10 protein-coding genes are annotated in these 13,511 nt (G+C 70.6%); 7 read left to right on the forward strand and 3 right to left on the reverse strand.

Annotated elements, in window-relative coordinates:
* The first annotated feature begins 250 nt into the window (after positions 1 to 250).
* From chvE to mmsB, 3 genes are all read left to right on the forward strand, one after another.
* A complete protein-coding gene (chvE, locus tag ACFVSN_RS06495) occupies positions 251 to 1,345 on the forward strand; it encodes a multiple monosaccharide ABC transporter substrate-binding protein (protein WP_387591579.1) in 1,095 nt (364 codons plus the stop codon).
* A gap of 100 nt (positions 1,346 to 1,445) precedes the next feature.
* Positions 1,446 to 2,993: a multiple monosaccharide ABC transporter ATP-binding protein gene (mmsA, locus tag ACFVSN_RS06500; protein WP_387591576.1), complete on the forward strand. Its 1,548-nt coding sequence runs from the start codon at positions 1,446 to 1,448 to the stop codon at positions 2,991 to 2,993.
* Between the two features lie 3 nt (positions 2,994 to 2,996).
* Positions 2,997 to 4,232: a multiple monosaccharide ABC transporter permease gene (gene mmsB / locus ACFVSN_RS06505; protein ID WP_387591573.1), complete on the forward strand. Its 1,236-nt coding sequence runs from the start codon at positions 2,997 to 2,999 to the stop codon at positions 4,230 to 4,232.
* Positions 4,233 to 4,464: 232 nt separating this feature from the next.
* On the opposite strand, the gene ACFVSN_RS06510 is transcribed toward mmsB, so the two are convergent.
* Positions 4,465 to 4,827, reverse strand: a complete 363-nt coding sequence (locus ACFVSN_RS06510) for a DUF1304 domain-containing protein (RefSeq protein ID WP_387591570.1) — start codon at positions 4,825 to 4,827, stop codon at positions 4,465 to 4,467.
* 42 nt (positions 4,828 to 4,869) lie between these two features.
* On the reverse strand, positions 4,870 to 5,262 hold the full coding sequence (locus tag ACFVSN_RS06515) for a winged helix-turn-helix transcriptional regulator (RefSeq protein ID WP_387953804.1): 393 nt from the start codon (positions 5,260 to 5,262) through the stop codon (positions 4,870 to 4,872).
* A 146-nt stretch (positions 5,263 to 5,408) separates the two neighbouring features.
* Here ACFVSN_RS06515 and ACFVSN_RS06520 point away from each other — a divergent pair, with 146 nt between their 5' ends.
* From ACFVSN_RS06520 to ACFVSN_RS06535, 4 genes are all read left to right on the forward strand, one after another.
* Positions 5,409 to 6,770 carry a jacalin-like lectin gene (locus ACFVSN_RS06520; RefSeq protein ID WP_387591567.1) on the forward strand — a complete coding sequence of 454 codons (1,362 nt, stop codon included), beginning with the start codon at positions 5,409 to 5,411 and terminating at the stop codon, positions 6,768 to 6,770.
* Between the two features lie 104 nt (positions 6,771 to 6,874).
* Positions 6,875 to 8,803: a phosphatase PAP2 family protein gene (locus ACFVSN_RS06525; protein WP_387591564.1), complete on the forward strand. Its 1,929-nt coding sequence runs from the start codon at positions 6,875 to 6,877 to the stop codon at positions 8,801 to 8,803.
* A gap of 96 nt (positions 8,804 to 8,899) precedes the next feature.
* Positions 8,900 to 10,150, forward strand: coding sequence for an FAD-binding protein (locus tag ACFVSN_RS06530; RefSeq protein WP_387591561.1), 1,251 nt, complete (start codon positions 8,900 to 8,902; stop codon positions 10,148 to 10,150).
* Positions 10,151 to 10,345: 195 nt separating this feature from the next.
* Entirely contained in the window at positions 10,346 to 12,019 is a 1,674-nt protein-coding gene (locus ACFVSN_RS06535) for a hypothetical protein (protein ID WP_387591558.1), read from the forward strand.
* 50 nt (positions 12,020 to 12,069) lie between these two features.
* On the opposite strand, the gene ACFVSN_RS06540 is transcribed toward ACFVSN_RS06535, so the two are convergent.
* Positions 12,070 to 13,494, reverse strand: a complete 1,425-nt coding sequence (locus ACFVSN_RS06540; RefSeq protein ID WP_387591555.1) for a non-reducing end alpha-L-arabinofuranosidase family hydrolase — start codon at positions 13,492 to 13,494, stop codon at positions 12,070 to 12,072.
* Positions 13,495 to 13,511: the final 17 nt, after the last annotated feature.

Genomic DNA, 13,511 nt, shown 5'->3' on the forward strand with positions numbered 1-13,511 from the left:
GGGCAACTCTCCCTCCAGCGGTGGGCGTTCACACGGAGCGGCCAACGGGGCACTGCGATCCAACGGTGATCCGAAGCCCCTTGACGCCACCGTTGTGAGCGTTAACACTACATTTCACGCCAGGCCGGAGCCCTGCGGATCCACTTCCCTCGGCACGAGGACCGCTCCCGGCCGGCTCCCGCTCGACCGCGCCCGGCCGCCCGGCTGCCGGGCGGCGCCGTGCCGGTCGCGGAACATCACTGGAGGAACTGTGCGGAAGCTTTCAGCGGGCCTCGTCGCCGCGGGTCTCGCCCTCTCCCTGGCAGCCTGTGGCCAGAGCGCCAACGGCGTCGGTGACGGCGCGGGCAAGGGCGACGCCAAGGGCGGTCTCGTCGGCATCGCCATGCCGACCAAGTCGTCGGAACGCTGGATCAACGACGGCGACAACATGGTCAAGGAGTTCCAGGCCAAGGGCTACAAGACCGACCTCCAGTACGGCGACAACGTGGTGGAGAACCAGGTCTCCCAGGTGGAGAACATGATCACCAAGGGCGCCAAGCTGCTCGTGATCGCCGCCATCGACGGCTCCTCGCTCACCAACGTGCTGCAGAAGGCCGCCGACGCGCACATCCCGGTCATCTCCTACGACCGGCTGATCCGCGGCACGAAGAACGTCGACTACTACGCGACCTTCGACAACTACAAGGTCGGCGTCCTCCAGGGCGGCTACATCGTCGACAAGCTCGGGCTCAAGGACGGCAAGGGCCCGTTCAACATCGAGCTGTTCGCGGGCTCGCCGGACGACAACAACGCCACGTTCTTCTTCAACGGCGCGATGAGCGTGCTCAAGCCGTACATCGACCAGAAGAAGCTGGTCGTGCAGAGCGGCCAGGCCGACTTCAACCAGGTCGCCACGCTGCGCTGGGACGGCGGTCTCGCCCAGTCCAGGATGGACAACCTCCTGAGCAAGGCCTACACCTCCGCCCACCTCGACGCCGTGCTCTCGCCGTACGACGGCATCTCGATCGGCATCCTCTCCTCGCTCAAGGGCGTCGGCTACGGCACCGCCAAGTCCCTGCCCGTCGTCACGGGCCAGGACGCCGAGCTGGCCTCGGTGAAGTCGATCATCGCGGGCGAGCAGACCCAGACCGTCTACAAGGACACCCGCCAGCTGGCCAAGGCCGCCGCCCAGATGGGCGACGCGGTGCTGACCGGAGGGAAGCCCGAGGTCAACGACACCAGCCAGTACGACAACGGCGCCAAGACCGTCCCGGCGCAGCTGCTCCAGCCGGTGAGCGTCGACAAGGACAACTACCGGCAGGTCCTGGTGGACAGCGGCCAGTACACCGCCGACCAGCTGAAGTAGTCCGGCGGGCCCGCCCGGCGGGCCCGGCTCCCGACCGGCGGTGCGGGGCCGGAGAACCCGTGGCCACCGCACCGCCCCCGAACGATACGGAAGCACAACCATGGCTGGACCCGTTCTCGAAATGCGGTCGATCAGCAAGTCGTTCCCCGGCGTCAAGGCACTCTCCGAGGTCAACCTGGCCGTCGGCGCGGGCGAGGTGCACGCCGTCTGCGGCGAGAACGGCGCCGGCAAGTCCACCCTGATGAAGGTGCTCAGCGGCGTCTACCCGCACGGCGACTACGAGGGCGAGATCCTCTTCGAGGGCGAGCCCTGCCGGTTCAAGGACATCCGGGCCAGCGAGCAGCGCGGCATCGTCATCATCCACCAGGAACTGGCCCTGGTGCCGTACCTGTCCATCGCCGAGAACGTCTTCCTGGGCAACGAGCACGCCACCCGGGGCATCATCAGCTGGCACCGGACGCTCACCCACGCCGCCGACCTGCTGCGGCAGGTCGGCCTGGACGAGAGTCCGCACACCAGGGTCGCCGACCTCGGTGTGGGCAAGCAGCAGCTGGTCGAGATCGCCAAGGCCCTGGCCAAGAAGGTCAAGCTGCTCATCCTGGACGAGCCGACCGCCGCGCTGAACGACGAGGACAGCCGCAAGCTGCTCGACCTGATCCTCGAACTCAAGGCCCAGGGCATCTCCTGCATCATCATCTCGCACAAGCTGAACGAGATCGCCCGGGTCGCGGACGCCGTGACCATCCTGCGCGACGGGCGGACCATCGAGACCATCGGGATCGGCCCCGGGGGCATCTCCGAGGACCGGATCATCCGCGGCATGGTCGGCCGCGACCTGGAGCACCGCTACCCCGAGCGGACCCCCGACATCGGAGAGGTCGCCTTCGAGGTCGAGGACTGGAGCGTCCGGCACCCGATCGACCAGCAGCGGATGGTGGTGGACGGCGCCTCGCTGACCGTGCGGCGCGGTGAGATCGTCGGCATCGCCGGCCTGATGGGCGCCGGCCGCACCGAACTGGCGATGAGCGTCTTCGGCCGCTCGTACGGGCGGTGGGCCGCCGGCCGGGTGCTGCTGCACGGCCGGGAGATCCGCACCCGGACGGTGCCCGAGGCGATCGGGCACGGCATCGCGTACGTCACCGAGGACCGCAAGCACTTCGGCCTCAACCTCATCGACGACATCAGCCGGAACATCTCGCTGAGCGCGCTCGGCAAGGTCTCCCGGAACGGCCGGGTCGACCGGCACGAGGAGGCGAAGGTCGCCGAATCCTTCCGGCGCACCATGAACATCAAGGCCCCGACGGTGTTCACCCGGACCGGCACGCTCAGCGGCGGCAACCAGCAGAAGGTCGTCCTCAGCAAGTGGATCTTCGCCGAGCCGGAGGTCCTCATCCTCGACGAGCCCACCCGGGGCATCGACATCGGTGCGAAGGCGGAGATCTACACCGTCATCGCCGAGCTGGCCGCCGAGGGCAAGGCCGTGCTCGTCATCTCGTCCGAACTCCCCGAACTCCTGGGCCTGTGCGACCGGATCTACACCATGGCCGAAGGCCGGATCACCGGTGAGGTGGCCCGGGCCGACGCCACCCAGGAATCCCTCATGCGGCTCATGACCATGAGCGCCGCATCCAGCAACGAGCAGGTGTGAGGCATGGCCCCGACCGAGATCATCCCGGATTCGTCCCCGAAGGCACCGCAGGCCGGTCCCGGCCCCTCCCTCGGCGGCGTGCTGGCCCGCGCGCTGCGCGGCAACGTGCGCCAGTACGGCATGCTGGTCGCTCTCGCGCTGATCGTGCTGCTGTTCCAGGTCTGGACGGACGGCATCCTGCTCCAGCCGCTCAACATCACCAACCTGATCCAGCAGAACGGCTACATCCTCATCCTGGCGATCGGGATGATGATCGTCATCATCGCCGGGCACATCGACCTCTCGGTCGGTTCGCTGGCCGCCTTCGTCGGGGCCGCGGCCGCGGTGATGATGGTCAAGCACCACGTGCCGTGGCCGGTGGCGATGCTGGCCGCGCTGGTGGTCGGCGCCCTCGCCGGCGCCTGGCAGGGCTTCTGGATCGCCTACCTCGGCATCCCGTCCTTCATCGTCACCCTGGCGGGCATGCTGCTGTTCCGCGGCGGCACCCAGATCCTGCTGCAGGGCCAGTCGGTCGCGCCGTTCCCCAAGGGCTTCCAGAGCATCAGCAGCGGCTTCCTCCCCGAGGTCGGCCCGCACACCAACTACCACAACCTCACCCTGCTGCTGGGCCTCGCGGTACTGGCCGTCGCCGTCCTCCAGGAGGTGCGCGGCCGCCGCCAGACCGCCTCGTACGGGCTGGAGGTGCTTCCGCTCGGGCTGTTCCTGGCCAAGCTCGCCGTGATCACGGCGGCCGTGCTCGTGTTCACCCTGCTGCTGGCCAGCTACCACGGTGTGCCGATCGTCCTGCTGATCCTCGGCGCCCTGCTGGTCGGTTTCGGCTACCTGATGCGCAACTCGATCATCGGGCGGCACACCTACGCCATCGGCGGCAACGAGGCCGCGGCCAAGCTGTCCGGGGTGAAGAGCAAGCGGGTCGTCTTCCTCGCCTTCACCAACATGGGCGTCCTCGCGGCGCTCGCCGGGCTGGTCTTCGCCGCGCGGCTCAACGCCGGCACCCCGCAGGCCGGCATCAACTTCGAGCTGGAGGCGATCGCCGCCGCCTTCATCGGCGGCGCCTCCGCCAGCGGCGGCGTGGGCACCGTGATGGGCGCGATCATCGGTGGCCTGGTGCTCGGCGTGCTGAACAACGGCATGTCGCTGGTCGGTGTCGGCACCGACTACCAGCAGGTGATCAAGGGCCTGGTGCTGCTCGCAGCGGTGGGCTTCGACGTCTACAACAAGCGCAAGGCCGGTTCCTAACCCCCCAGAGCTCGGGTGGGGAGCGACACACCGTGATGAGGGCACGGCGTCGTTCCCCGCCCGTTTGTCATCCTCCCGAAGTCCTTTCCGTGCAGACTTCCCCATGCGCGAAGTCCGACAAGGCACTTCCCGAGCCCGGTGAGAAGACAGGAACCGAAAAGCACGAGGGGTGCCTCTCGGTAGAGGCACCCCTTGGTGGACCGGTCATTCGGGCTTTCGGTGAGCAGGGATTTCAGCGGGCCAGCAGCACCAGGACCAGCACGATCAGCGCCGGCACGGTCTGCACGAACAGGATCTTCCGGGAGGAGGTCACGGCCCCGAACACCCCGGCGACGGCGACGCAGGACGTGAAGAACACCCGCGTCTGGAATCCGACCGGGTCGGCGGCGAACGCACCCCAAAGCAGCCCGGCCGCCAGGAAGCCGTTATACAGGCCCTGGTTGGCGGCCAACGCCTTGGTCCCGAGCGCGAACTCCTCGGAAGTCCCGAAGGAGGCCCGGGCCCGGGGAGTGGTCCACAGGAACATCTCCAGGACCAGGATGTAGACGTGCAGGAGGGCGAGCGCGACAACCGCGATCACGGCAACTGTGGACATACCAGGCATCCTACGCTGCCACGTCAAGCATCTGACCGGTCGTCAAGCGGACGCACCCCTGGGCGGGAGGTGACACGCGATCAGACCGCCGAGCTCCCCAAACTTCCCCGGCGCAGCGACACCTTGGCCTTCGCCGCGGTGGGCCCGCTGGTCGCACTCCACCTGGCGCGCCCGGACCACGTCCGCGTGGACGACCGTCCAGGCGCATAACTGGCCGGACGGTTCCAGCAGGGACCGCCCGAGTGGGGTGAGCGAGTATTCGACCCCGACCGGCGAGGTCGGCAGCACGCGGCGCACGATCATCCCGTTGCGCTCCACCCGGCGCAGGGTCCGGGTCAGGACCGGTGGGTCACGCCGTCGATGCGGCGCGTGATCTCGTGTTGAACCACCTGGGCTCGTCGAGCACCGCCATGAACAACTTGTTAACGCTAACATAACTTTCCCGCGAGACCTGTCATGGCCTGGTAAATACACAGGTCAGAGGCGTTTCATGAGCGTTCCGGCGGGGTTGACGCGCTCATGGTTCGCTCATACGCTCCGGGCACCGGATCCCGTCGCCGTACTCCGATCGGAGCACACCGATGTCGAAGTCCCGCCTCCGCCACACCCTCGTCCGCTCCCTCCTCGTGAGCGCGCTCGGCACGGCTGCCGCGCTCGGCGGCCTGACCGGCGCGCCGGCCGCGCACGCGGACACCGGGGGCGGGTCGTTCTCCGTGCTGACGTACAACGTCGCCGGGCTTCCGCAGCCGGTGAACAGCGCCCCGACGGAGCGGCAGAGCAGCACCACCGCCATCGGGCAGCGGCTCGGGCCGTACGACGTCGTGCACGTCGAGGAGGACTTCAACTACCACGCCGCGCTGTACGCCGCCGACACCCACCCGTACCGCACGGCCACCAGCGGCGGGGCGGGCATCGGCAGCGGCCTCAACACCCTGTCCGGACTCGCCTACGACACCGACGACTTCGAGCGCGTCAAGTGGAACGACTGCCAGCTCGACTCCGGTGACTGCCTCACCCCCAAGGGCTTCACCTTCATGCGGACCCGGCTGACCGAGGGCGTGTACGTGGACTTCTACAACCTCCACGCGAACGCGGGCACGAACCCCGGCGACGAGACCGCCCGCGCCGCCAACCTGGCGCAGCTCACCGGCTACATCAGGACCCACTCGGCCGGGAACGCCGTCGTGGTGATGGGCGACACCAACACGCGCTACACGCGCGCCGACGACACCATCGCCGCCTTCGCCGCCGACAACCGACTCACCGACGCGTGGGTACAGCTGGAGCGCGGCGGCGTGGCGCCGACCCGCGGCGCCGACCCGCTGCTGTGCGACCAGAACGCGCCCACCGACACCTGCGAGATCGTCGACAAGGTCCTGTACCGCAGCAGCGCGCTCGTCTCGCTCACCGCGACCTCGTACGCCAACAAGCACACCGACTTCCTGGACGGCTCCGGCAAGATGCTCTCCGACCACGACCCGGTCGCCGTGGGCTTCACCTGGAGCCGGAACCCCGCCTACCTCGCGAGCGAGCAGTTCGGCGGCCCGCACGGCGACTTCTACGACGACATCGACCGCGTCGCGCCCGGCGCCCGGGTCAGCACGGTCGGCCTGCGCTCCGGCGCCCGGGTCGACCAGGTCGGGCTGACCCTCGCCGACGGCACCACGCTCACGCACGGCGGCTCCGGCGGCACCGCCTCCTCGCTCACCCTGGGCAGCGGCGAGTATGTGAGCGCTGCCACCCTCTGCCAGGGCTCGCGCGACGGTCACACCCGCATCTTCTACGCCTCGTTCAGCACCAACCTGGGCAGGTCCCTGGCCGGCGGCACCACCACCGCGGACTGCGTGACCCGCACCGCGCCCGCCGGCTGGCAGATCGCCGGGTTCCACGGACGCGCCGGCGACGAGGTCGACAAGCTCGGCTTCCTGTTCACCCGTCGCTGACCACCCCGCACTTCCCCGGCCCGGGCCGCCACCCGGGCCGGGGAACCCCCGTCGTTCCCGAGCACCGTTCCGCCCGCCGGGCCCACCACCGCAGGAAGACCAACGTGAACGATCACCGCACCCTGGACCGCCGCCGCTTCCTGCGGAACTCCGCCGGCACCTCGGTCGGCATTCTCGCCGGGCCCACCGCCTTGAGCCTGCTGGCCACCCCACAGCAGGCCGCCGCCGCGCCGGCCGGCCCCGCCCAGGGCGCCGCCTTCGTCGACTCCTACGCGACCAACACCATGGCCGACCTCAGCCCGGAGGGGAATGCGGCCGTACGCATCCTCACCGGGATGAACCGGGTCTGGCACACCGGCGCTTCCTGGAACGACGGCTCACCGCTGCTCACCGACGTCCTGCGCGCCAATGTGCGCTACTGCGTGCAGGTCACCACCGAGCGGACCGACGCGGAGGCCCGCGAGGCCTTCATCTACGACCGCCAGCACCAGAGTTACGCCGTCATCGCCGGCCTCGGCCCGCTCGCCGACCTGTACCGGACGGGCGCCCGAGCCGTCACCTCGATCACCACGGCGCCCGACGCCACCCCGCCCGCGAAGGTCGACGACGCCGTCCCCGCCGACGCGCCCGCCGGCTCCGCGCTCGGCCCCGGGGCCGTCGACTCGGAGCTGGGGCAGGTGGTCGCCCTGGTCAACACGCTCCGCGGACCGTACGCCTCGGGCAACCCCGCCAAGTACGCGTACCGGTACCCGCGCCCCTGGCGCCTGAACGAGGACAGCGCGGTGGTCGACACCGGCGCCACCGACGCCCTCGGCTACCCGGTCTACGACACGGACGTCGTCGTCGCCGCGCAACTGCTGCGCCAGCGCGGCAGCTCCGCGGTCGACGACGGCGGCTTTGTGAGCGGTCACACCAACGCCTTCCACCTGGCCGCGCTGGCCCTCGCGTACGCGGTGCCCGAGCGCTTCCAGGAGCTGGTCACCCGGGCCTTCGAGCTCAGCCACACCCGGATCACCGCCGGCATGCACTCCCCGCTCGACGTCATCGGCGGCCGGACGCTCGCCACGGCGCTCGCCGCCGCCACGCTCGCCGACCCGCGCAACGCCGCCCTCAAGGCCGCCGCCCGGAGCCAGGCGGCCGCGTACTTCCGGTCGAAGACCGGCACCACGCCCGACACCCTGTACGCCTTCGCCCACGGAGGCGCTCCAGCCGAGGACCCGTACGCCGACCGCGAGGCGAACGCCGAGCAGGTCACCCCGCGGCTGACGTACGTCCTGCGCCGTAGCGGCCCGAACGTCCCGATGAGCGTGCCCAAGGGCGCCGAGGTCCTGCTGGAGACCCGCCTGCCCTACCTCGACGCCGCCCAGCGCCGCGAGGTGCTGCGCACCACCGCCCTGCCCTCCGGCTACGTCCTGCTGGACGGACCGGAGATGTGGGGCCGGCTCGACCTGTTCGCCGCGGCCGACGGTTACGGCTCGTTCGAGCGGGACGTGACCGTGGAGCTGAACGCCGCCGACGGCGGGTTCTGCGCGGCCGACTCCTGGCGCAACGACATCGGCGGGCCCGGCGGCCTCACCAAGCGCGGCACCGGGACACTGACCCTGACCGGCACCAACCGTTACACGGGCCCCACCGTGGTGGCGGCCGGAGTCCTCGCGGCCGGCTCCCGCGACGCCCTGGGACGCGGCGACGTGCAGGTCCACGGCGGCACCCTGCGGGTGGACGTCGAACAGGGACCCGTCCGGCTGCGCGGCGACTACCTGCAGGCCGCCGGCACCCGCCTGGAGCTGACGCTCCACCACTGCCACGCCCCGGCCCTGACGGTCGCGGGCCGGGTGACGCTCGGTGGTGACGCGCAGCTCGTCCTGCGGCTGCCGGACTCCCTCGAACCGGACGACGACGTGGTGCTGCCGGTGCTCAACGGGCGTACGCTGCAAGGCAGGTTCGGCAGCGTCACCGTCGACGCGGACGGGTACCGGGCGACGCCGCTCTACACCCACGACGGCCTCGCGGTGCGGTTGACCCGCTGCTGAGCCCCGTTGCCGAGCCCGCCGGTGCGCGGCTCTGTTCGCGCTCACACCGGCACGCCAACGACCTGTGCGCTCGCGAGACCCGAGGAGGCAACGCCCATGACCGTGGCCGCGACCAACTGGGCCGGGAACATCACGTTCGGCGCCGAGCGGTTCCACGAGCCGCGCTCCGTGGACGAGTTGCGGCGGATCGTCGCGGGCAGCCGGTCCGTGCGGATCCTCGGGACCGGGCACTCGTTCAACGCGATCGCCGACACCACGGGCGACTTGGTGTCCGTCGCCGGCCTGCCCCGGGTGGTCGACCTGGACGAGCGGGCCGGCACGGTCACGGTGAGCGCCGCGATGCGGTTCGGCGAGCTCGCCGGGGTACTGGACCGGGCGGGATTCGCGCTGCACAACCTCGGGTCGCTGCCGCACATCTCGGTCGCCGGCGCGTGCGCCACCGGGACGCACGGCTCGGGGGTCGCCAACGGCTGCCTCGCCACGGCGGTCCGAGCCGTCGAGCTGGTCACGGCGGACGGCGCCCTGGTGACGATCGACCGGGACGCGGCGGAGTTCCCCGGCGCGGTCGTGGCCCTGGGCGCCCTCGGCGCGGTCACCCGGCTGACCCTGGACGTGGTCCCGGCGTTCGAGGTCCGGCAGTGGGTCTACGAGGGGCTGCCGACCGCCGTGCTGCGCGAGCGGTTCGACGAGATCATGGCGGCCGCGTACAGCGTCAGCCTCTTCACGGGCTGGCGGACGGACCGCATCGATCAGGTCTGGCTCAAGCGCCGGGGCGGCCCCGACGCCCCCGGGACCTGGCTCGGCGCGGTGCTCGCCGACGGTCCGCGCCATCCCGTGCCGGGGTGTCCGCCCGAACCCTGCACGCCGCAGCTGGGCCTTCCGGGCCGGTGGCACGCCCGGCTCCCCCACTTCCGACCGGACTTCACGCCGAGCAGCGGCGACGAGCTGCAGTCCGAGTACTTCGTCGCCCGCACCGACGCCGTCGCCGCGTTCGACGCGCTGGACGCCGTCAGGGACCGGATCTCACCTGCCCTGCAGATCGGCGAGATCCGCACGGTCGCGGCGGACGCCCTGTGGCTCAGCCCCGCGTTCGAACGCGACTGCGTCGCCTACCACTTCACCTGGCACCCCGACGCGGCGGCCGTGGCGGAGGCGGTCAGGACGGTCGAGGAGGCCCTGTCCCCCTTCGCCGCCCGGCCGCACTGGGGCAAGGTCTTCACCACCACGCCCGAGGTGATCCGGGAGTCGTACCCGCGCTGGGACGACTTCCGGAGGCTGCTCGGCGAGTTCGATCCGGCGGGCACGTTCCGCAACGAGTTCATCGCCCGCCACTTCCCTGCCACGTAGCACCTGCGCTCAAGGGGGGCCTTGCGGCGACCGTGCGCGTTAACGCTAACATTTGCTTGACGGTTCAACTTCATCGGGATTGACTTGGGCACCTCACGTTTCGGTGCATCGCCGCCCAGCACAGAGGACGCCCAGTTGCCCCTGCACTTCATCCGCCATGGCGAGTCCCAGGCCAATGAGGAAGCCCGACCTCCCTTGTCGGAACCGACCGATGTCGTGGTGACCACGCTCGACGCCACCATCGTCCCGGGCGCAGTGGTCGGCCACGGCAGTGAGCGGGCGTACCGCAGGCTCGCCCCGGCGCCCGGTGAACCGCACGTCACGCGAGACGACCTGACCGGGCGCCGGACGGGGCCGCTCCTTTCCCTTCTGCGGTTCGTGCACGTCACCGACCACCAGCTCGCGGACATCGCCTCGCCCGGCCGGATCGACTTCGTCCAGCGGTACGCCGACCGGCGTGGCTGGTCCAGGATGGTACCGGCGTACCGTCCGCAGGAGATCGTCTCCACCCACGCGTTCGAGGCGATGGCCCGCACCGTGGCGAGGCTGGCGAGGGATCCGGGCACACCCGTCCGGTTCGTGCTCACCACCGGGGACAACACCGACAACGCCCAACGCAACGAGCTCCGCCAGTTCCTGACGCTGATGCACGGCGGCGGGAGCGTGGACCCGACATTCGGCGCCAGCGGGAGCGGCGACACCGCGGCGATCCCGTCGTACACCGTGTCCGGCGACTACTACAACCCGGAGCCGAAGTCGCGTGACCGGTACAAACAGAGGTACGGCTTCCCGGACCGGCCGGGCCTGCTGGCCTCGGCGGCCGCGCCGTTCCCCGCCCGGGGCTTCGGCGTCGACTGGCTGGCCTGCTTCGGCAACCACGACTGCCTCGCGCAGGGGCGCGCACCGGTCACACCGGGCTTCCAGGCCGTGCTCACCGGCGACCGACGGCCGGTCGCCGCACCCGCCGCACTGCCCCGGGCGCCGGCCGACGCCTACCTCATGGACCCGGCGGTGCTGGCCGGCGGACCGACGATGACCATCCGGCCGCGAGCGGACCGGCGGATCATCGACAAGACCGAGTACATCCGGGCGCACCTGGACAGCCCCGGCACACCCCGCGGACACGGGTTCAGCGAGTCCGACCTCGCCGAGGGCCGCACCTACTACTGCTACGACGAGGTCCCCGGAGTCCGGGTGATCGTCCTCGACACCACCAACCCCGCCGGCCACGTCACCGGAAGCATCGGAAGGCGCCAGCGCGACTGGCTGGAGCAGTGCCTGATCGAGGTGCACTCCTCCTACCGGGACGCGGCCGGCGCCGAGGTCCGCACGGGCTTCCAGGACCGGGTGGTCGTCCTGGCGTCGCACCACGGGCTGGGCGTGTTCGACAACACCACCGAACGGCCGGACGAGGCGGCGCACCCGGACGCGGACCTGCCGCGCGTACTCGGCGGCGAGGTCGAGGCGCTCCTGCACCGCTTCGGCAACGTGGCACTCTGGCTGGCGGGTCACCGGCACCTCAACTCGGTGACGCCCAGGAGGCGTTCGGGTGGCGGCGGCTTCTGGCACGTCATCACGTCCGGCCTGTGCGAGTGGCCGTCCCAGGCACGGATGCTGGAGCTCCTCGTCGGCACGGACGTCCTGGTGGTCCGCTCCACGATGATCGACCACGCCGCACCGCTCGAACCCGGCGCCGGTCTCGGCCTGTGGGACCTGGCCTCCGCCCATCGCGAGGTCTGCGCCAACGAACCGACCCGCGTCGGTGGTCCGGAGTCGGCGGGCACCGTCCGGGACCGGAACGTCGAGCTCCTCGTCCCGATCCGTCCCGCCCTCTCCGCCACGCTGCGGGCCTGCGGGGCCGGTCGCTGACCGGAAGGACCCCGGCCGGTTCGCGGCCGGGGTCCCCGGGGTCGGGCGGGTCAGCGCTGCAGGGTGAGGAGGCCCGGCCGCCACGGCAGTTGGTCGTAGGGGCCGCTCGCGGTGGGGGACTTGCCCTGGTAGAGGAACTGCAGGTTGCAGGGGTCGATGGTCATGGTCTGGTCGGGGTTGTTGCGGACCAGGTCACCGTGGCTGATGTCGTTGGTCCAGCCGGCGCCGCTGTTGGCCTTGCCCGCGAAGGGGTTGTTCTCGCTCACGGCCTGCGGGGTCCACGAACCGCTGAGGCTGGTGGCCGTGAACGAGCGGAAGTAGCGCCCGTTCGCCCCCGTCGCCTCGACGATCATGAGGTACTGGTTCTGGCCCTGGACCTTGTAGACCTGCGGCGCCTCGAAGAGGTTGCTCTGCGTGTCGCTCATGACCGTCGTGTAGGAGGATCCGAAGTTGCCCGGGAAGTTCCCGATCGGCATGCTCGCCCGGTAGATGCTGCCGTTGTCACCGGCGAAGAACAGGTACATGTTCTGGCCGTCGGCGATCAGGGTCTGGTCGATCGGACCGGTGCCGGAGTTGGGGATGCTGCCGGTGAAGAGCGGCTGGGGCGAGGACCAGCCGTTGGGGTCGGTCGGGTCGCTCGACGTGCGGTAGATGAAGGGCCACGGGCCCCACTGGTACGCCAGCACCCAGATGTTCTTCGGCGCGAAGTAGAACAGCGTGGGCGCCACCGCGGCCTGGCCCATCCCGATCTGGCCGGCGGAGGCCATGTCCGACCAGTTCGCGAAGGGACTGAACATCATCGAGCCGTACGACGAACCCGACACGTTCGACGCGTAGACCAGGTGCTTGCCCTTGTACACGACGTCGGTGAAGTCCTTCACCGACGCCCACCCGTTCGCCGGCTGCGCCAACGCGCCCGTCGACGACCAGCGGTACGTCGTCGGCAGGGCGCAGTTGCCGCCCGGCGGGGTCGACGCGGACAGGCCGGTCCAGCTCTGGTTGCCGCCGCCGTTGCAGGTCCAGATCTCCACCGCCGTGCCGTTGGCCGTACCGGCGCCCGTGACGTCCAGGCACAGCCCGGACTCCACTCCGACCACCGTGCCGTCGGAGTTCACCCGCCACTGCTGGTTCGCGGCGCCGGTGCAGGCCCAGATCTGCACCCGGGTGCCGGGCGTGGTGGCGTGGCCCGGAACGTCCAGGCACTTGTCGCCGTACACGGTCAGCCGGCTGCCGGACGTCGACGTCCACAGCTGGTTGGTCCCGTTCGAGCAGTCGTAGATCTGCAGGGACGTGCCGTCACCCCGGCCCGCGTTCTGCACATCGAGACACCGACCGGAACCCGCACCGCGCAAGGCGCCGGTGGTGGCCGCCTGGGCGGTGCCGGCGACGAGCATGGCCGCCAACGCCGCCACGGCCGCGACCACGGCGGTGAGCACCACGGACGGATGCCTGCGGCTGGACCTTCGTCTGCGCATGGGGACCTCCTTTGTCG

Source organism: Kitasatospora sp. NPDC057904 (genome assembly GCF_042887925.1).
Lineage (GTDB): Bacteria > Actinomycetota > Actinomycetes > Streptomycetales > Streptomycetaceae > Kitasatospora.